Annotated in this window: 14 protein-coding genes; 11 read left to right on the top strand and 3 right to left on the bottom strand. The window is 71.1% G+C overall.

The genetic code is table 11. From position 1 onward, the window contains the following. Positions 1-94: 94 nt before the first annotated feature. From ABD912_RS16585 to ABD912_RS16570, 4 genes are all read left to right on the top strand, one after another. The gene (locus ABD912_RS16585) at positions 95-1456 is read left to right on the top strand and encodes a dicarboxylate/amino acid:cation symporter (protein WP_345152896.1); all 1362 of its coding nucleotides are present in this window, start codon (positions 95-97) and stop codon (positions 1454-1456) included. 195 nt (positions 1457-1651) lie between these two features. Continuing rightward, positions 1652-2299, top strand: a complete 648-nt coding sequence (locus tag ABD912_RS16580) for a TetR family transcriptional regulator (RefSeq protein WP_345152510.1) — start codon at positions 1652-1654, stop codon at positions 2297-2299. Positions 2300-2303: 4 nt separating this feature from the next. Then, positions 2304-5696 carry an MMPL family transporter gene (locus ABD912_RS16575; protein ID WP_345152509.1) on the top strand — a complete coding sequence of 1131 codons (3393 nt, stop codon included), beginning with the start codon at positions 2304-2306 and terminating at the stop codon, positions 5694-5696. After that, the gene (locus ABD912_RS16570) at positions 5693-6382 is read left to right on the top strand and encodes a Maf family protein (RefSeq protein ID WP_425548089.1); all 690 of its coding nucleotides are present in this window, start codon (positions 5693-5695) and stop codon (positions 6380-6382) included. Before ABD912_RS16575 ends, ABD912_RS16570 begins: the two co-directional genes overlap by 4 nt. Before the next feature lie 155 nt (positions 6383-6537). On the opposite strand, the gene ABD912_RS16565 is transcribed toward ABD912_RS16570, so the two are convergent. Beyond that, the gene (locus tag ABD912_RS16565; protein ID WP_345152508.1) at positions 6538-7545 is read right to left on the bottom strand and encodes a hypothetical protein; all 1008 of its coding nucleotides are present in this window, start codon (positions 7543-7545) and stop codon (positions 6538-6540) included. A gap of 285 nt (positions 7546-7830) precedes the next feature. Here ABD912_RS16565 and ABD912_RS16560 point away from each other — a divergent pair, with 285 nt between their 5' ends. Beyond that, the gene (locus ABD912_RS16560; protein WP_345152506.1) at positions 7831-9600 is read left to right on the top strand and encodes an acetyl/propionyl/methylcrotonyl-CoA carboxylase subunit alpha; all 1770 of its coding nucleotides are present in this window, start codon (positions 7831-7833) and stop codon (positions 9598-9600) included. Between the two features lie 328 nt (positions 9601-9928). On the opposite strand, the gene ABD912_RS16555 is transcribed toward ABD912_RS16560, so the two are convergent. Continuing rightward, complete coding sequence (locus ABD912_RS16555) at positions 9929-11326, bottom strand: MFS transporter (protein WP_345152504.1); 1398 nt, start codon at positions 11324-11326, stop codon at positions 9929-9931. Between the two features lie 302 nt (positions 11327-11628). After that, a complete protein-coding gene (locus ABD912_RS16550; protein WP_345152502.1) occupies positions 11629-13032 on the bottom strand; it encodes an NAD(P)H-quinone dehydrogenase in 1404 nt (467 codons plus the stop codon). A 94-nt stretch (positions 13033-13126) separates the two neighbouring features. Here ABD912_RS16550 and ABD912_RS16545 point away from each other — a divergent pair, with 94 nt between their 5' ends. The 6 genes from ABD912_RS16545 (at position 13127) to ABD912_RS16520 (ending at position 17732) form a co-directional block, all read left to right on the top strand. Next, positions 13127-13963, top strand: a complete 837-nt coding sequence (locus ABD912_RS16545; RefSeq protein ID WP_425548102.1) for a purine-nucleoside phosphorylase — start codon at positions 13127-13129, stop codon at positions 13961-13963. Positions 13964-13973: 10 nt separating this feature from the next. Further along, a complete protein-coding gene (locus ABD912_RS16540; RefSeq protein WP_345152500.1) occupies positions 13974-15755 on the top strand; it encodes a phospho-sugar mutase in 1782 nt (593 codons plus the stop codon). 90 nt (positions 15756-15845) lie between these two features. Then, entirely contained in the window at positions 15846-16532 is a 687-nt protein-coding gene (gene deoC, locus ABD912_RS16535) for a deoxyribose-phosphate aldolase (RefSeq protein WP_345152498.1), read from the top strand. 56 nt (positions 16533-16588) lie between these two features. Further along, positions 16589-16834 carry a hypothetical protein gene (locus ABD912_RS16530; RefSeq protein WP_345152497.1) on the top strand — a complete coding sequence of 82 codons (246 nt, stop codon included), beginning with the start codon at positions 16589-16591 and terminating at the stop codon, positions 16832-16834. A gap of 182 nt (positions 16835-17016) precedes the next feature. Further along, positions 17017-17253 (top strand): hypothetical protein, encoded by a 237-nt coding sequence (locus tag ABD912_RS16525; protein ID WP_345152496.1) that lies wholly within the window; start codon positions 17017-17019, stop codon positions 17251-17253. A gap of 41 nt (positions 17254-17294) precedes the next feature. After that, on the top strand, positions 17295-17732 hold the full coding sequence (locus tag ABD912_RS16520) for a universal stress protein (protein ID WP_345152495.1): 438 nt from the start codon (positions 17295-17297) through the stop codon (positions 17730-17732). The last annotated feature ends 11 nt before the right edge of the window (positions 17733-17743 follow it).

The raw sequence follows: 17743 nt of genomic DNA, 5'->3' as shown, positions 1-17743 counted from the left end.
TCTCAACATCGACTCGGCCTGATATAGGAAGCACGTCTAGCGTCGACGGGTGACTACCGCATCCCCCGCACCGACCACGCGCGTTCCCCGCTGGATGACCTCCTTCGGGCCGCAGATCATCGCCGCCCTGGTCCTCGGCGTCGTCCTGGGCCTGGTGGCCCGCCAGTCCGGCCACACCGAGGACACCCCGACCGCCCTGGGCGAGACCCTGGCCACGATCGGCTCCAGCTACGTCAGCCTCCTGCGCTCGGCCGTGATCCCGCTGGTGTTCTTCGCCGTCGTCGCCTCCATCGCCAACCTCTCGCAGGTCGCCAACGCGGCCCGGCTGGCCTGGAAGACCCTGCTGTGGTTCGCGATCACCGCCTTCGTCTCGGTGGTCATCGGCATCACCCTGGGCCTGGTGTTCCGCCCCGGCGCCAACACCGGCCAGCCGGCCCCCGCGGACTACAGCGGCAAGACCGGCGACTGGTGGGCCTTCCTCCTCGGACTGATCCCCTCCAACTTCCTGGGCCTGGGCGCCAGCTCCAAGGTCGCCGAAACCGGCGACGTGGCCACGAGCGTGAGCTTCAACGTGCTGCAGGTGCTGGTCATCGCCATCGCCGTCGGCGTCGCCGCGCTCAAGGTCGGCAAGGCGGCCGAACCCTTCCTGGCCTTCAGCGCATCGATCCTCGCCGTGATCCAGAAGGTGCTCTGGTGGATCATCCGCATCGCCCCGATCGGCACGGTGGGCCTGATCGGCAACGCCACCGCCTCCTACGGCTGGGACACCATCGGCGCCCTGGGCAAGTTCACCGTCGCCGTCTACGTGGGCCTGGCCCTGGTGCTGTTCGCGGTCTACCCGGTGCTGGTGAGGCTGCACGGCCTGGGCGTGCGCCAGTACTTCTCCGGCGTGTGGCCCGCGGTGCAGCTGGCCTTCGTCTCCCGCTCCTCGATCGGCACCCTGCCGCTGACGCAGCGCGTCACCGAGCGCAACCTGGGCGTGCCCTCCGGCTACGCGGCGTTCGCCGTGCCGCTGGGCGCCACCACCAAGATGGACGGCTGCGCCTCGATCTACCCGGCCATCTCGGCGATCTTCGTCGCCCAGTTCTTCGGCATCGACCTGGACCTGGGGAGCTACCTGCTCATCGCCCTGGTCTCCGTCCTCGGTTCCGCCGCCACCGCGGGCACCACCGGCGCCGTGGTGATGCTGACCCTCACCCTGTCCACGCTGGGCCTGCCGCTGGCGGGCGTTGGCCTGCTGCTGGCCGTGGACCCGATCCTGGACATGGGCCGCACCGCGGTGAACGTCGCCGGCCAGGCGCTGGTGCCGGCGATCGTGGCCAAGCGCGAAGGCATCCTCGACGAGGCGCTCTACAACGCGCCGCGCAACGGCACCCCGTTCGCCGACGAGTCCGCCACCGACTCCGCCGATGACGCCGCCGTCCCGGCCCTCGAGGCCGAGCCCGCGCACCGCTGACGCACCGACGGCGGGGACCGCACCGGACCCCCGCCCCGCGGCGCCGCACCATCACTGCGATGGTGCGGCGCCGCCGTCGTTCCCGGCACCCGCGGAGGGAGCATCCCGGCCGACTCGCACTCCTTCGAATTGCACCCCATCGAATTGGGCGCCGATGAATTGCACAGGGTGCAAACTTGCACATAGTGTAAGTTCATGAGCTCCTCCGACCCCACCTCGCGCCGGGAACAAAACAAGACGGCCACGCGCGCCGCCATCGCCGACGCCGCGCTGGACCTGCTGCGTGCAGGCGGCCCCGAGGCCGTCACCGCCGACCGCATCGCCGAGGCCGCCGGGGTGTCCCGGCGCACCTTCTTCAACTACTTCCCCTCCGTCGAGGCGGCGCTGAACGTGCCCGTGGAGCGGTTCCTGGACCACGCGCTGCAGACCATGGATGCCGTCCCCGAGGGGCTCACCGTCGTGGCCGCCGCCGTCCAGGCCATGCAGTCGCTGGCCGAGCCGCGCCTGCTGGCCCCGGTGGCCGAACTGTTCGTGCTCGCCGCGGGCAACGCCCAGCTGGGCCGGCTGCAGCTGGAGGCCTGGGACGACTGCGCGGACCACCTGGTCGACTCCATCCGCGAGCGCATCCCGGCTCGCAACGACTTCGAGGTCGTGGTGTTCGCCCACTCGATCGTCGGCGCCGGCCGGGCCGCCTTTGCCCACTGGGCCCGCGACCACGCCGGAGACCTGTCCGACGCCTCCATGGCAGCCCTCCAGGGGCACCTGATCGACGCGCTCGCCCTGCTGCGCGACGGCTTCCCCCACCTCCAGAACCAGGCGTCCGACGCCGAGCGAAAGGCCTGACGCGATGGCAAGTTTCCTCTACCGCCTGGGCCGGTTGGCCTACCGCCGCCGCTGGTGGTTCGTGGCCGCGTGGACGGCCGTGCTGCTGGCCATCGGGGCCAGCGCCGGCGCCTTCATGGGCACCCTGAGCAACAGCTTCAGCATCCCGGGCGCGGCCAGCCAGCAAACGCTGGACCGGCTCAAGACGGAGCTTCCCGACCTGGCCGGCGGCAACGGGTCGATCGTCTACCGCACGGCGGACGGATCCGCGTTCACCCCCGCCCAGGCGGCCGCGGTGCAGGGCGCCCTCACCCGGCTGGGGGACCTGGAGGACGTCGCCTCCGCCACCGACCCCTTCGACCTGCAGTCGGAGATGGACTCCGCGCAGGAAAAGCTCGCCGACGCCCGCCTCCAGCTGGCCGACGGACGCGCCGAGCTCGCCGACGGACGCCGGCAGCTGGACGACGGCAAGGAACAGCTCGAGCAGGGCCGCACCGACATCGAGGACGGCCGCGCCAAGCTGGAGGCGGGCAAGGAGGAGATCGCCTCCGGCACCACCAAGCTGCAGGCCGCGAAGGCCGAGGTCGCCGCCGGACGCGCCGAACTCGCCGACGCCAGGAAGGAGGTCGCGGCGGGCCGGGCCAAGCTGGAGGCCGGCCAGGCCGACCTCGCCTCCGGCCAGGGGAAGTACGACGCCGGCGCCGCCCAAATCGCGGACGGCACCAAGCAGATCGCCGCCGCCAAGAAGACCCTCGCCGCCAGCGACAAGGAACTCGCCGCCGGACGGAAGCAGTACGAGGCCGGGGTGGCCGAGCTGACCGCGGGCCTGGGTGTGGACACGCTGGCCGAGGCGGAGGATGCCCTCGCCTCCCAGGAGCAGCAGCTCGCCGGCCTGGCCACGCAGGTGGACGAGCTCACCCAGCAGCAGGAGGCCCTGGACGCCAACACCTCCCTCACGGAGGAGAAACGCAAGGACGCCCAGGACAAGCTTGATGCGGGCAAGCAGGCGATTGCCGGCGCCCTGGGGGTCGCCTCCTTCGGCCAGGTTCCGGCTTCCCTCGACGCCGCCCAGGCCGGAGTGGCGGAGGGGCAGGAAGGCGCGGCAACCCTCAAGGCCTCCAAGGCGAAGCTCGACGACGGCGCCAAGCAGCTGGCCGCCGGCCACAAGACGCTGGCCGCGAAGGAGGCCGAACTGGCCGCCGGGCGGAAGACCCTGGCCGCGTCGAAGACGAAGCTCGATTCCGGCGCCGCGACCATCGCCGAAAACCGGACGAAGCTCGATGCCGCGGCCGCGCGGATCGCCGCGGGCGAGGCCAAGCTCAACGCCGGCGCCTCCACCATCGCCGCCAATGAAACGAAGCTGAAGGCCGGCGCGGCCATCATCGCCGAAAACGAAGCCAAGCTCGACGACGGCGCCAAGACGCTCGAGGAGAAGGCCGCCGAGATCCCGGAGGCGGAGCAAAAGCTCTCCGACGGCGAAGCGGAACTGGCCGACGGCGAGGAGGAACTGGCCCTCGGCGAGCGCAAGGCGGCCTCCACCGCCGGCATGCGCTTCATCTCCGCCGACGGCACCACCGCCGCCGCCAACCTGACCTTCACGGGATCGGCCGACGCGCTGAGCACCGGCGCCCGGGCGCAGATCAAGGAGATCGCTGCCGCCCCCGTCGGCGAGGGCGTGGAGGTCTACTACTCCAAGGAGATCGTCCAGGACCTCTCCTCCGTCTTCGGCATCGCCGAGGTCATCGGCCTGGCAATCGCCGCCGCCGTCCTGCTGGCCATGCTCGGCACGCTGGTGGCCGCGGGCCTGCCGCTGCTGATGGCCGTGCTCGGCGTCGGGGCGGGCGTGGGCGGCACGCTGGCCCTGTCCAGCGTGATCGAGATGGCCTCCATCACCCCCGCGCTGGCCCTGATGTTGGGCCTGGCCGTGGGCATCGACTACTCGCTGTTCATCGTCCACCGCCACCGCCGCCAACTGCTGGAGGGCATGGCCATGGAGGAGTCGATCGGCCGCGCCACCGGAACCAGCGGCAACGCCGTCGTCTTCGCCGGCCTGACCGTGGTGATCGCCCTGGCTGCGCTGGCCGTCCCGGGCCTGCCGTTCCTGGCCGTGCTGGGCTACTCGGCCGCGTTCACCGTGGCGGTCTCCGTGGTCATCTCCCTCACCCTGACTCCGGCGCTGCTGGGCATCATCGGCACCCGGCTGGTCTCGAAGCGGGCCTGGGCCAAGGCCGCCGCGGCCGGCGGCTCCCGCCGCGCGAACGACGACGGCGCCCGCGGCTGGGGCGCGCTGGTCACCCGCCGCCCGTGGCTGTTCGCGGTGGCCGGGATCCTGCTGCTGGGCATCGTCGCCCTGCCTGCCGCCAGCCTGCGCACGGCGCTGCCCGACGGCAGCGCCGAGCCCGAGGGCTCCAGCGCGCTGCAGGCCTACGAGCTGATGAGCGACCGCTTCGGCGGCGGCTACAACGGCCCCGTCATGGTGGTCTCCGACCTGCCCGCAGGGCTGGACGCCGACGGCGCCGAGGCCGCCAACCTGGACCTGGCCGACCGCCTGCGCCAGGTCCCCGGCGTCGTGGCGGCGGTGCCCGTGGACACCAACGAGGCCAACACCGTCGGCGTCATCCAGGTCATCCCGCAGGACGGGCCCGCCAGCGAGGCCACGGAGGAGTTGGTGCACACGCTGCGCGACTCCGCCGCGCAGATCCAGGCGGAGACGGGCTCGGCGATCCAGCTCACCGGCCAGGTCGCCATCCAGGTGGACGTGTCCGAGAAGCTCGCCGAGGCCCTGCCCCCGTACCTGGGCATCGTCGTCGGACTGTCGCTGATCCTGCTGCTGCTGGTGTTCCGGTCGGTGGTGGTGCCACTGCTGGCCACCGCCGGGTTCCTGCTCTCCCTGGCGGCCGCATTCGGCGCGACCGTCGCGGTGTACCAGTGGGGATGGCTGGGCACCGTGTTCGACGTCCACACCCCGGGCCCGATCATGAGCTTCCTGCCGATCCTGCTCACCGGCATCCTCTTCGGGCTGGCGATGGACTACCAGGTGTTCCTGGTCTCGGGCATGCGCGAGTCCTACGCCCACGGCAGGCCGGCCCGCGCGGCCGTGCGCTCCGGCTTCGCGCACGCGGCGCCGGTGGTGACCGCAGCGGCCCTGATCATGGCCAGCGTGTTCGCCGGGTTCGTGTTCGCCCACCTGACGATGATGCGGGCCATCGGGTTCTCGCTCGCCGTGGGCGTGCTGATCGACGCGTTCATCGTGCGCATGACCATCACCCCGGCGGTGATGCACCTGCTCGGCCGGCACGCCTGGTACATCCCGCGCTGGCTTGACCGGATCCTGCCGGACGTGGACGTGGAGGGAGCCAAGCTGGAGCCGGCCGGCGCGCGGGAGACGGAGCGGGCACGGGATACGGTGGACGCATGAGCGCATCCCCCGCATCCGAATCGGCCCTCTCCGACCTCGACGACCTGCCCCTGCTCGTCCTGGCCTCCGCCTCCCCCGGCCGGGCCCGGATCCTGACCGACGCCGGCATCGGCTTCCAGGTCATCGTGTCCGAGGTGGACGAGGACGCGGCGGTGGCCGCCGCCGTCGAACGCTTCGGGGACCTCGACCCGGCGGACACCGCCCTGCTGCTCGCGCGCGCCAAGGCCGAGGCCGTGGCCGCGCTCGAGGACGCCGACGGGGCCGTGGTCCTGGGCTGCGACTCGGTGTTCGAGTTCGAGGGCGCCGCCTACGGCAAGCCGCACACCGCCGAGGCGGCCACCGAGCGCTGGCACGCGATGCGCGGCAAGTCCGGGATCCTGCACACCGGCCACTGGCTGGTGGACAACCGCAGCACCGAGGACGACGACGGCGGCACGGGCGCCACCGTGGGGGCGGTTTCCTCCGCCGCGGTGCACTTCGAGGCGGTCTCCGACGCGGAGATCGAGGCCTACGTGGCCACCGGCGAACCGCTGCCGTGCGCCGGCGGCTTCACCATCGATGGCCGCGGGGCCGCGTTCCTGCGCAAGGTCGACGGCGACCCGCACACCGTGGTGGGCCTTTCGGTCTCCACCCTGCGCAGGCTGCTGGAATCGGCGCAGCTGTCCGTCACCGACCTCTGGGACTAGGGGCCGGCCCCTAGGCCTCGCTCCGCAGCCCCGGTTGGCGGCGTGCTTTCGGACGGGCTCATGTCCGTTGCATGGCCGTGCGTCGAATACGGGTGACGCGTCGCCATGCGGCCGACGCACGGGCATGCAGGACCAGGTCTCGGCACGGGCACCGCTCAGGACGCGGTACGACGCCGGCGCTCGGTGGCGCGCGGAACCCCGGCCTCGCTGAGGATGCGGCGCAGCGTCGGCAGGTCCTTGGCGTCCTGCCAGTCCCAGCGGACCACCCGGATCCCGGTGCGCCGGATCCTGTCTTCGCGTTTCTTCTCCCGCATCACCACCTCGCCCGGCGGCAGGCCCTGTGCCTGCGCCGAGCGCAGGTACTTGCCGCGGCCGTCGAACTCGCCGGCCAGGTTCGCCTCCGGCCAGTAGTAATCGGTGCGGGCAAACTCGCCGTGGGCGTCCGCGATCCTGTGCTGCAGTACCGGCGGAGCAAACCCCAGCAGGTGGATGTTGGCCCGGCTCAGCGATTCGCCAGGCGATTCCGACGCGGGTGAGGAGAATTCCAGCACGGCCGTGGCCCGGGTCCTCTGCGAAGCATTCGGCAACTCGGCGATGGCTGCCTCGATCTCCCCGAGGAGGACATACCGGAACATGCCGGGAAGGCGCGCCGCATCCATTATTGCCACCGCTTCGGCGAACGGCAGGCGGGCGGCGCAGTCGGCCAGGGTGTGGTGCCTCGCGGTCAGGCGCAACCCGTCGTGGAGAACCGTTTCTGGCCGCACCGGCATCACACGGCGCCGGACGGCAAAGCCCAACGGTGCAACGCTCCCCGGGTACGCGGACGCCCCTGCCGCAGACAGCAGCGGGGCCGGCCGGACATAGGCCGCCGCGCTGCGGTCCGCCACGGCCACGCACACCTCCTGCGGCACGCTGACCAGCGGATAGCCCTGGTGCAGTGCGGCGGTTTGAAGGCAGAACAACGTGTCCGGCAGGGCCAGTGCCATGGCCGCCGCAAAGAGCCGGTAGCGCTCCCATACGGTGGCCTCGGCCCACTCCCCCGCGGGAAAGTAGCAGCCGCGGCGGAGCCTGAGCACCTCTCCCCGGTAGAAGCTGCGGCGCAGCGCCAGGTTGGAGCCGGGATTGAGGCTCTCGTTCAGGGATTGGATGATCTTTTCTCGCATCCACGCAGTCTCCGCCGCCACCGGAGCCACCGGGAGGGGGCGGCGCGGGATTGTGGAAAACCTCCGGCCGCACCCTCCTTCTTTCGCCGGCCGCACGCGTGCATGCCCATGCGTCGGGCGCATGCCGACGCGTCGCCCGTATCCGACACACGGGCATGCAGGGCTGCAGTTGTAGGGAACCTACAAAATTTTTGGCGGGTTGGTCGGCTCCGGAGGGGCTTGGGCGTTGGAACCCCACAATCCCGGTAGGCTCCAAGTCAGCACAGTGAAGGAGACACCCCTGCCATGAGTCAGCTGACCAAGGTCCTCATTGCCAACCGCGGCGAGATTGCGGTGCGCGTGATCCGCGCCGCCCGCGACGAGGGCATCGCATCCGTTGCGGTCTACGCGGAGCCGGACCGGGACGCCCTGCACGTCCGCCTCGCCGACGAGGCGTACGCGCTCGGCGGCAACACCGCCGCCGATTCATACCTGGTCATGGACAGGATCCTCGAGGCGGCGGTCCGCTCCGGCGCCGACGCCATCCACCCGGGCTACGGATTCCTCTCCGAGAACGCCGAGTTCGCGCAGAAGGTCATCGACGCCGGCCTGACGTGGATCGGCCCGTCCCCGGACGCCATCGCCAAGCTCGGCGACAAGGTCCAGGCCCGCCACATCGCCGAGAAGGTCGGGGCCCCGCTGGTCCCCGGCACCAAGGACCCGGTCACCGGCACCCAGGAAGTCCTCGACTTCGCGGACTCCCACGGGCTGCCGCTGGCCATCAAGGCTGCCTACGGCGGCGGCGGCCGCGGCATCAAGGTGGCGCGCGTGCGCGAGGAGATCCCCGAGCTCTACGAGTCCGCCGTCCGCGAGGCCACCGCGGCGTTCGGCCGCGGCGAATGCTTCATCGAGCGCTTCCTGGATGCCCCACGGCACGTCGAAACCCAGTGCCTGGCGGACGCCTCCGGCAACGTCGTGGTGGTCTCCACCCGCGACTGCTCGCTGCAGCGCCGCAACCAGAAGCTGGTCGAGGAGGCCCCGGCCCCGTTCCTGAGCGCTGAGCAGAACGAGCGCCTCTACACCGCTTCCAAGGCCATCCTGAAGGAGGCCGGCTACGTCGGCGCCGGCACCTGCGAGTTCCTCGTCGGCCAGGACGGGGCGATCTCCTTCCTCGAGGTCAACACCCGCCTGCAGGTCGAGCACCCGGTCTCCGAGGAGGTCACCGGCATCGACTTGGTCCGCGAGCAGTTCCGCCTGGCCCGCGGCGAGGAGCTCGGCTACACGGATCCGGAGATCCGCGGCCACTCCTTCGAGTTCCGCCTCAACGGCGAGGACGCCGGCCGCAACTTCATGCCCGCCCCCGGCACCATCTCCACGCTGAAGTTCCCCACCGGACCGGGCGTGCGCGTGGACTCCGGCGTCGAGGAGGGCGAGGCCGTCTCCGGCAACTTCGACTCCATGATCGCCAAGCTGATCGTCACCGGCGCCACCCGCGCCCAGGCCGCCCAGCGTGCCCGCCGCGCCCTGGACGAACTGGTCATCGAGGGCATGCCCACCGTGGCCCCCTTCCACCGCGCCGTCATGGCGGACCCCGCCTTCGTCCCGGCCGAGGGCCCCTTCTCCGTCCATACCCGCTGGATCGAGACCGAATTCCGCAACGGGATCGAACCGTGGTCCCCCACCGGCGTGGCGGAGGCGGACGAGGACGGCGAGCAGCAGCGCGTCACCGTCGAGGTCGCCGGCAAGCGCTTGGAGGTCGTGCTCCCGGCAGGGCTGGGCCTGGGCAACGGCCAGCGCTCCAACGGCAAGGCCAAGAAGAAGCGCGCCGCCCGCTCGGGCGGATCCGCCGCCGGCGTTTCCGGCGACGACCTGACCTCACCCATGCAGGGCACGATCGTCAAGGTCGCGGTCAGCGACGGCGACACCGTCGCCGAGGGCGACCTGATCGTGGTCCTGGAGGCCATGAAGATGGAACAGCCGCTGACCGCCCACAAGGCCGGCGTCATCAGCGGCCTCAGCGCCGCGCCCGGGGACACCGTCTCCGCCGGGACCGTGCTGGCCTCGATCGCCGACTAACGCGCGGGGCAGGCCCTTTCGTGTCGACTTCGTCGCCACGCAGGGACCCGACTGCCCCGCGCTTTGCGGGGGAACGGCCCTTTCGTGTCGACTTCGTCGCCACGCAGGGACCCTGCTGCCCCGCGCTTTGCGGGGCAGCACCGCTAACGCAGGGAGGGCCCGCCACACGGCGGGCCCTCCCTGCGTTAGCGGTGCCATCGCGGCACGCCGCCCGGCGGCGGAATCGCGCCGGAATGCCACCGGGAACAACGACGGCGGGGGCCCACCAAAGGTGGGCCCCCGCCGTCGTGCTCATGTCCCGGATTCGGTTCCGGACCGCGCCGGAAAACTAGGCGACGTTGTCCTCGTAGGCCACGTCGCGGGTTTCCTTGGTCATGAACAGCGCGACCAGGGTCAGGACGGCGCCGAGTGCCAGGTAGAGGCCCACCCACATGGTGTTGCCGCCGCCGGCCTGCCACAGCGCGATGGCCACGAAGGACGCCGGGGCCGCACCGATCACGGAGGACATGTTGTAGGCGACCGCCGAACCGGTGTAGCGGACGTTGGAGGGGAAGAGCTCCGGCAGGATGGCGGCCATCGGGCCGAACGTGAGGCCCATCAGGGTGAAGCCGACGATCAGGCCGACCATTGCGGCGCCCTTGCCGGGGCCGAACATGAGGGTCCAGGTGCCGCCGAACACGCCGATGGCCAGGGTCACCCAGATCAGGAACCGGCGGCGGCCGAACTTCTCGGCCAGCGGGCCGGAGACCACGGTGAAGATGCCGAAGAAGACCACGCCGATGATCAGCATCGTGAGGAACTCGGGGCGGGCGATGCCCAAGCCCGGCACGAACGCCTCCGCCTGGGCGGCGGTGAACTCCTTGCCCTTGGCCGCGGCGGCCGCTGCGGCCTGCTCGACGGTGGCCGCAGCCGTGCCGTAGGTCAGGGTGAAGGAGGTCATCAGGTAGAACAGCACGTAGGTGGCGAGCATGATGAAGGTGCCGGCGAGGGTGGGGCGCCAGTGCTTCTTCATGGTGGCCGCGAACGGGGACTTCTCCACCTTGTGCTGGTCCAGGACCTTCTGGAAGGACACGGATTCGACCAGCGACAGGCGCACCCACAGGCCCACGGCCACCATGACGGCGGAGAGGATGAACGGCACGCGCCAGCCCCAGGCCATGAACTGCTCCGCGGTGAGGTAGGTCTGCAGGCCCACGAAGATCAGGTTCGCGATGATGAAGCCGATCGGCGCGCCCAGCTGCGGGAACGTTCCGTAGATGGCGCGCTTGTTCGCCGGGGCGTTCTCGGTGGCCAGCAGCGCGGCGCCGGACCATTCACCGCCGAGGGCCAGGCCCTGGGCGAAGCGCAGCAGCACCAGCATCAGCGGGGCCAGCACCACGAAGGATCCGGTGGCCGCCGGCAGGAAGCCGATCAGGAACGTGGCGATGCCCATGGTCAGCAGGGAGGCCACCAGGGTGCCCTTGCGGCCGATCTTGTCACCGTAGTGCCCGAAAAGGATGGAACCGAGGGGGCGGGCGACGAACGCGACGCCGAAGATCGCGAAGGCGCTGAGGATGGCGTTGATGTCCGTGGCGTTCGGGAAGAACAGCGTCGGGAAGACCAGCACGGAGGCGGTCGCGTACGCGTAGAAGTCGTAGAACTCGATCGTGGTGCCGATGAGGCTCGCGAAGATCACGCGTCCGCGCGTGTTCTTCTTCGCGACCGGTGTGGCGGCAGCGGTTGACACTTGGTGTTCTCTTTCAGAAGATGCGGCGGGCATATACCCTTGATTTCCGAAAAAGTCTACTACCCGGTACCAAACTCCGGACAAGTCGGTCCACATGGTGGACGCGGAGCGGACCCTCGGGGCCCGGTCATGCAGCGGGCTGGGCCTTTCCCCGAATTTTGGACACCGGACGGGATCCGGCCCGGCCTTTTTCCCGCCGCCAAGGGGGATGCGCCGAACCCGCCCAGCGGCACGACCGGTCCCCCACAAGGCGAAAGGGACCGCCACGTTACGCGGCGGTCCCTTTCGTGTCGGCGACGGTGCTAGATGTGCACGTGCAGGCGGCGGGCCGCCTCGGAGATGGATCCGGTCAGCGACGGGTAGACGGTGAAGGTCTCCGCGAGGTCGTCCACGTGCAGGCGCTTGTGCACGGCCAAGGCGATCGGGAAGATCAGTTCCGAGGCGCGCGGGGCCACGACCACGCCGCCGATCACGGAGCCGGATCCGCGCCGCGAGATGATCTTCACGAAGCCCTCGTCCACGTTCATCATCTTCGCGCGGGCGTTGGTGGGCAGGTTCAGCTTGATGATGTCCGCCTGGTACTTGCCCTCGGCGACCTCGCGCTCGGTGACCCCGACCGTGGCGATCTCCGGGCTGGTGAAGATGTTGGAGGAAACCTCGGTGAGCTTGAGCGGCTTCACCGAATCGCCGAGCAGGTGGGCCATTGCGATGCGGCCCTGCATGGCGGCCACGGAGGCCAGCGCAAACACGCCGGTGCAGTCGCCTGCGGCGTAGACGTTGGTCACGGACGTGCGGGAGACGGCATCGACCTTGATGTGCCCGCTTTCGGTGAGTTCGATCCCGGCCTCCTCGAGGCCGATCCCGGCGGTGTTCGGGATGCCGCCGACGGCCACCAGGCAGTGGCTTCCCTCGATGGTGCGCCCGTCGGCCAGGGTCACCACCACCCCGTCGCCCGCCCGGTCCACGGCCTGGGCGCGGGCGCGGGCGATGACGTTCACTCCGTTACGCTCGAACACCTGCTCCAGCACCTGGGCGGCGTCGGCGTCCTCGCCGGGGAGCACGCGCTCGCGCGAGGAAACCAGCGTGACCTTGGTGCCCAGCAGGTTGTAGGCGGAGGCGAACTCCGCGCCGGTGACGCCCGAGCCGATGACGATCAGGTGCTCGGGGACCTCCTTGAGGTTGTAGATCTGCGTCCAGTTGAAGATGCGCTCGCCGTCGGGCTTGGCGGTGGGCAGTTCGCGCGCCTGGGCGCCGACGGCCAGCAACACGGCGTCCGCCTCCAGCGTCAGCTCGGTTCCGTCGGTGCGGTCCACGTGGACCTTGTGCGCGGAAAGCAGGCGGCCCTCGCCGATGACCACGCGCACGCCGGCGCGCTCCAGGCCGGTGCGGATATCGCTGGACTGGTCCTGTGCCAGCGCCAGCAGGCGGGAGTTGACGACGCCGAGGTCGGCCGAGGTGCCGGCGTCGGCCCCGATGTGGACGCCGAACTTGCCGGCGCTGGCGACCCGGCGCATGGCGTCGGCGGTCGCGATGAGGGTCTTGGAGGGAACGACGTCCGTCAGCACGGCCGAACCGCCCATGCCCTGGCGTTCGACGATCGTGACCTGCGCACCGAAGTGCGCCGCGACGATGGCAGCCTCGTAACCGCCGGGTCCTCCCCCGAGAATGACGAGCCGATGGGTCCTGAAATCTTGTTGTGCGGTCACGGAAAGCCATTCTTCCCCACTTGGAAGCATCTTGCACACCCGCGGACCGCTCCCCACCTGTGCCGTTCTTGGGTAGGTTGGATCCGTGAATGACTTGCGCACCGACCTGTCCGACCCCGATTCCCTCGCCCCCGGAACCGACCCGTTCGAGCTGGCCTCTTCCGCCGCCGCCGCCATCGCGGAGCGCACCGGAGTGGACCGCCACGACGTCGCCCTGGTGCTCGGCTCCGGGTGGGGCGGTGCCGCCGGGCTGCTCGGCGAGACCACGCATACCCTCCAAGCCGCGGACATCCCCGGCTTCAGCTCCCCCGCGGTGGCCGGGCACGTCGGAACGATCCTGTCGGTGCTCACGCCCGCGGGCCGCCGGGTCCTGGTGCTCGGTGCCCGCACCCACTTCTACGAGGGCCGCGGCGTGCGGGCCGTCGCGCACGGGGTGCGCACCGCAGCCGCTGCCGGCTGCTCCGTCCTGGTGCTGACCAACGGATGCGGCGGGCTCAACCCGGACTGGCCCGCCGGCACCCCGGTCCTGATCCGCGACCACATCAACCTCACCGCCGCCTCCCCGCTGGAGGGGGCGACGTTCGTGGACCTCACCGACCTCTACTCCCAGCGCCTGCGGGCGATCGCCCGCGAGGTGGACCCGACGCTGGACGAGGGCGTGTACGCCCAGTTCACCGGACCCCACTACGAAACCCCCGCGGAGGTCCAGTACGCCAAGCGCATCGGCGCGGACCTGGTGGGCATGTCCACCGCGCTGGAGGCCATCGCCGCCCGGCATGCCGGGCTGGAGGTCCTGGGCGTTTCCCTGGTCACCAACCTCGGGGCCGGAATCAGCCCGGTTCCGCTGAGCCACGCGGAGGTCATCGAGGCCGGCCAGGCCGCCGGACCGCGGATTTCCCGGCTGCTCGCCGACATCGTTGGCCGCCTGTAGGGAGCATCCAGTGAACACCACCCCCACGGAGACCGCCGCCCTGCTCGCCCGGGCCCGCGCCTGGGCCGCCGAAGACCCCGATCCGGAAACCGCCGAACAGCTGCTCGCGCTCGCGGGGGCGGCCGAGGCGGACGACGCCGGGGCCGCCGCGCGGGACCTCGCCCTGCGCGAGCTCGCCGACCGCTTCGCCGGACCGCTCGGGTTCGGCACGGCCGGCCTGCGCGCGGCCCTGGGTGCGGGACCCAACCGCATGAACCGGGCCGTCGTGCGGCGCACCGCGGCCGGCCTGGCCAGCTACCTCCTCCAGCGGGCGGCCGGCGCCTACGTGCCCACCGCCGTCGTCGGCTTCGACGCCCGGCACAAGTCGGAGGTCTTCGCGCTGGACACCGCCGCGGTGTTCACCGCGGCCGGCATCGAGACGTTCCTGCTGCCCGCTCCCCTGCCCACCCCGGTGCTGGCCTGGGCGGTGCGCGCCCTGGCCTGCGAGGCGGGGGTCATGGTGACCGCCAGCCACAACCCGGCGCAGGACAACGGCTACAAGGTCTACCTCGGGGGCGAGGCGGCGCCCGGCGACGGCGAGGGCGCCCAGATCACGGCCCCCACCGACCGCGAGATCGCCGCGTTGATCGACCATGCGGCCGCGCTGGACTCGATCCCGCTGGCCGCATCCGGGTGGACGGTGCTGCCCGGCGCCGGGGAGCCGGGGGACGTGGCCGCCCGCTACGTCTCCGACGTCGCGGCCCTGGCCTCCGCGGACGCCAACACCGCAAGCTCGGGGCACGGACTGCGGATCGTGCTCACCCCGATGCACGGGGTCGGCGGGGAAACCCTGTCCCGGGTGTTCGCCGCGGCCGGGTTCACGGACGTGGCGCTGGTGGACGCGCAGGCGGCCCCCGATCCCGACTTCCCCACCGTGGATTTCCCGAACCCGGAGGAACCCGGCGCGCTGGATCTCGCGTTGGCCCAGGCGGAGTCCTCCGGCGCGGACCTGGTGATCGCCACCGACCCCGACGCCGACCGGTGCGCCGTGGCCGCCGATTTCCCCGGCGAGGGCTGGCGGATGCTGCGCGGGGACGAGGTCGGTTCGCTGCTGGGCGCGCACCTGGCCACTCATCCTGCCACGCGCTTCCGGGCGGAGGCGGAGGGCGCCGATCGGCCGGTGTTCGCGAACTCGATCGTCTCCTCCCGCCAACTGGGGCGCATCGCCGAGGCCCACGGGCTGGGGCACCGCACCACGCTGACCGGCTTCAAGTGGATCGCCCGGGTTCCGGGCCTGGCCTACGGGTACGAGGAGGCGCTGGGCTACTGCGTGGCCCCGGACCTGGTCCGGGACAAGGACGGGATCTCCGCGGCGCTGCTGGTGGCCGAGCTGGCCGCCGGACTCAAGGCCGCCGGCCGCTCCCTGCCCGGGGCGCTGGACGAGCTGGCACTGGTCCACGGGCTGCACGCCACCGACCAGCTTTCCGTGCGGGTCGCCTCGCTGGACCTGCTCGGCGCCATGATGGGGCGCCTGCGCGCCCAGCCTCCGACGTCGTTCGCCGGCTCGGAGGTGGTGTCCGTCCTCGACCTGGCCGAGGGCGGAGAACTGCCGCCCACCGAGGGCCTGAGCTTCCTGGCCGCCGACGACACCCGCGTGATCGTCCGTCCCAGCGGCACCGAGCCCAAGCTCAAGTGCTACCTCGAGGTGATCGCGCCGGTGGGCGCCGCCGACGAGCTGCCCGCCGCCCGGGCCGCCGCCCGCGAACGCCTGGATGCTGTCCGCCGCGACGTCGAGGAGGCCCTCGGACTCTAACGGGATCCCGCGCGCACGGCCCGCCGCCGGCGGGCGCCCACCACACCGAACGCACCAAAACCCTGCTCCCCAAACCCAGGAGGGACCGCCATGGAACCAACCACAGGCCGCGACGTCGCCGGCTACATCGACCACACCCTGCTCAAGCAGGACGCCTCCCGCGACGAGATCCTGAAGGTGTGCGGCGAGGCCATCGACCACGGCTTCAAGGCCGTGTGCGTCAACCCCATCTGGGTTACCACGGTCAAGCGCGCGCTGGCCGGTTCCGGGGTGCTGACCTGCTCCGTCGTCGGCTTCCCGTTCGGCGCCTCCACCACCGCCGCCAAGGCGTTCGAGGCCGCCGACGCCGTGGCCAACGGGGCGGACGAAATCGACATGGTCATCGACATCGCCGCGGCCAAGCGCGGGGACCGGGCGGCGCTGGAGCGCGACATCGCCGGCGTCGCCGCGGCGGTGCATGCCGGCGGGGCCATCCTCAAGGTGATCATCGAGACCTCGCTGCTGAACGAACACACCAAGGTCCTCGCCTGCGAAGCCGCCGCGGCGGCGCGCGCCGACTTCGTCAAGACCTCCACCGGGTTCGCCGGCGGAGGCGCCACGGTCGCGGACGTCGCCCTGATGCGGCTCACCGTCGGCCCGAAGGTGGGGGTGAAGGCCTCCGGCGGAGTGCGCACGCTCGCCGATGCGCTGTCCCTGATCAAGGCCGGGGCGACACGGCTCGGGGCAAGCTCCGGAGTTGCTATTGTTGGAGGAGAACAGGGCACCACCGGGTACTGACGCGCACCATGCGGCCCCGGACGCTGGATTTCAAGAGGACTTCAAGGGAGAACGCTGTGTACTCGAACGGCAAGAACAAGGCCTATTCCGGCCAGGGCAACTTCGTTGGCAATTTCGTCGCCTTCCTGGTGATGTTTGCCCTCCTGGTGGGATCGTTCTACGTGCTGTCCCTGTGGACGCTGGAGAACGCCTGGGTCCCGGGCCTGCTCTGCCTGATCCTGGCCGGCCTGGCCTTCGCCATCCCGCAGCACGTCCTGGGCCGCTCCCGCAGCACCAAGGAGCTCATGGAAGAGCAGAAGTAGCGCCGGCCGCACCGCCTGCCCCGCAGGCGCCGCAGGGCCCTCGCCGATCCGGCGGGGGCCCTGCGGCTTATTTGGATCGATTGGCGCTGCCGAAGGCCGACGCCGAGTGCGTGACCGGAACGGTCGGGACGGCTAGGGTTGTGTCCGGGACCTGCCCCGTTCCAGCCCTGAGGAGGCTCGACATGCGCATTCTGACGTTTCTCGCAGGCGCCGCAACCGGCTACGTGCTGGGTACCCGCGCCGGACGCGGCTCCTACGACAAGATGATGGCCAAGGCCCAGCACCTGTGGGATGACCCGCGCACCCAGCAGCGGATCGACGCCATGGGCGACAGCCTGAGGTCCAAGTCCCCCGCGGTGGGAGAAGCCGTCGAAAGCGCCGTCTCCACCGTCTCGCGCAAGCTCCACGAACCTCAGTAGACCGCCCGGAACCAGTACCACCGAGGAAAGCGAGGAACAGCATGACCGAGGCATTCGGATCGCGTGGCCGCATCGTGGTCGGCGTTGATGGTTCCCCCCAGTCGATCACGGCCCTGCGCTATGCGCGCAAGCTTGCCGACGCGCTGGGGCACAACGTCGAGGCCGTGGGCGCGTGGCAGATCCACACGACTTTCGAGCAGTACGCGCCCACCAACTGGGATCCGGAAGAGGACGCGCGCACCGTCGTCGACGACGCGGTCAAGGAGGCCTACGGGGACCAGCCGCCCGCCGGACTCACCGTCCGCATGGAGATGGGCGTCCCGACCCAGGTCCTCATCAACGCCAGCGAAGGCGCCGAGATGATCGTGGTGGGCACGCGCGGACGCGGCGGCTTCAAGGGCATGGTCCTCGGCTCCGTCTCCTCCTCGGTGGCCTCGCACGCGAAGTGCCCGGTGGTCATCGCCCACGGCACCGAATAGCGCCGCCCGCC

It is taken from the genome of Arthrobacter ginkgonis, from assembly GCF_039540195.1.
GTDB lineage: Bacteria > Actinomycetota > Actinomycetes > Actinomycetales > Micrococcaceae > Zafaria > Zafaria ginkgonis.
The sequence above is the reverse complement of the archived record's forward strand: the minus strand, read 5'-3'. Positions and strand labels throughout refer to the sequence as shown.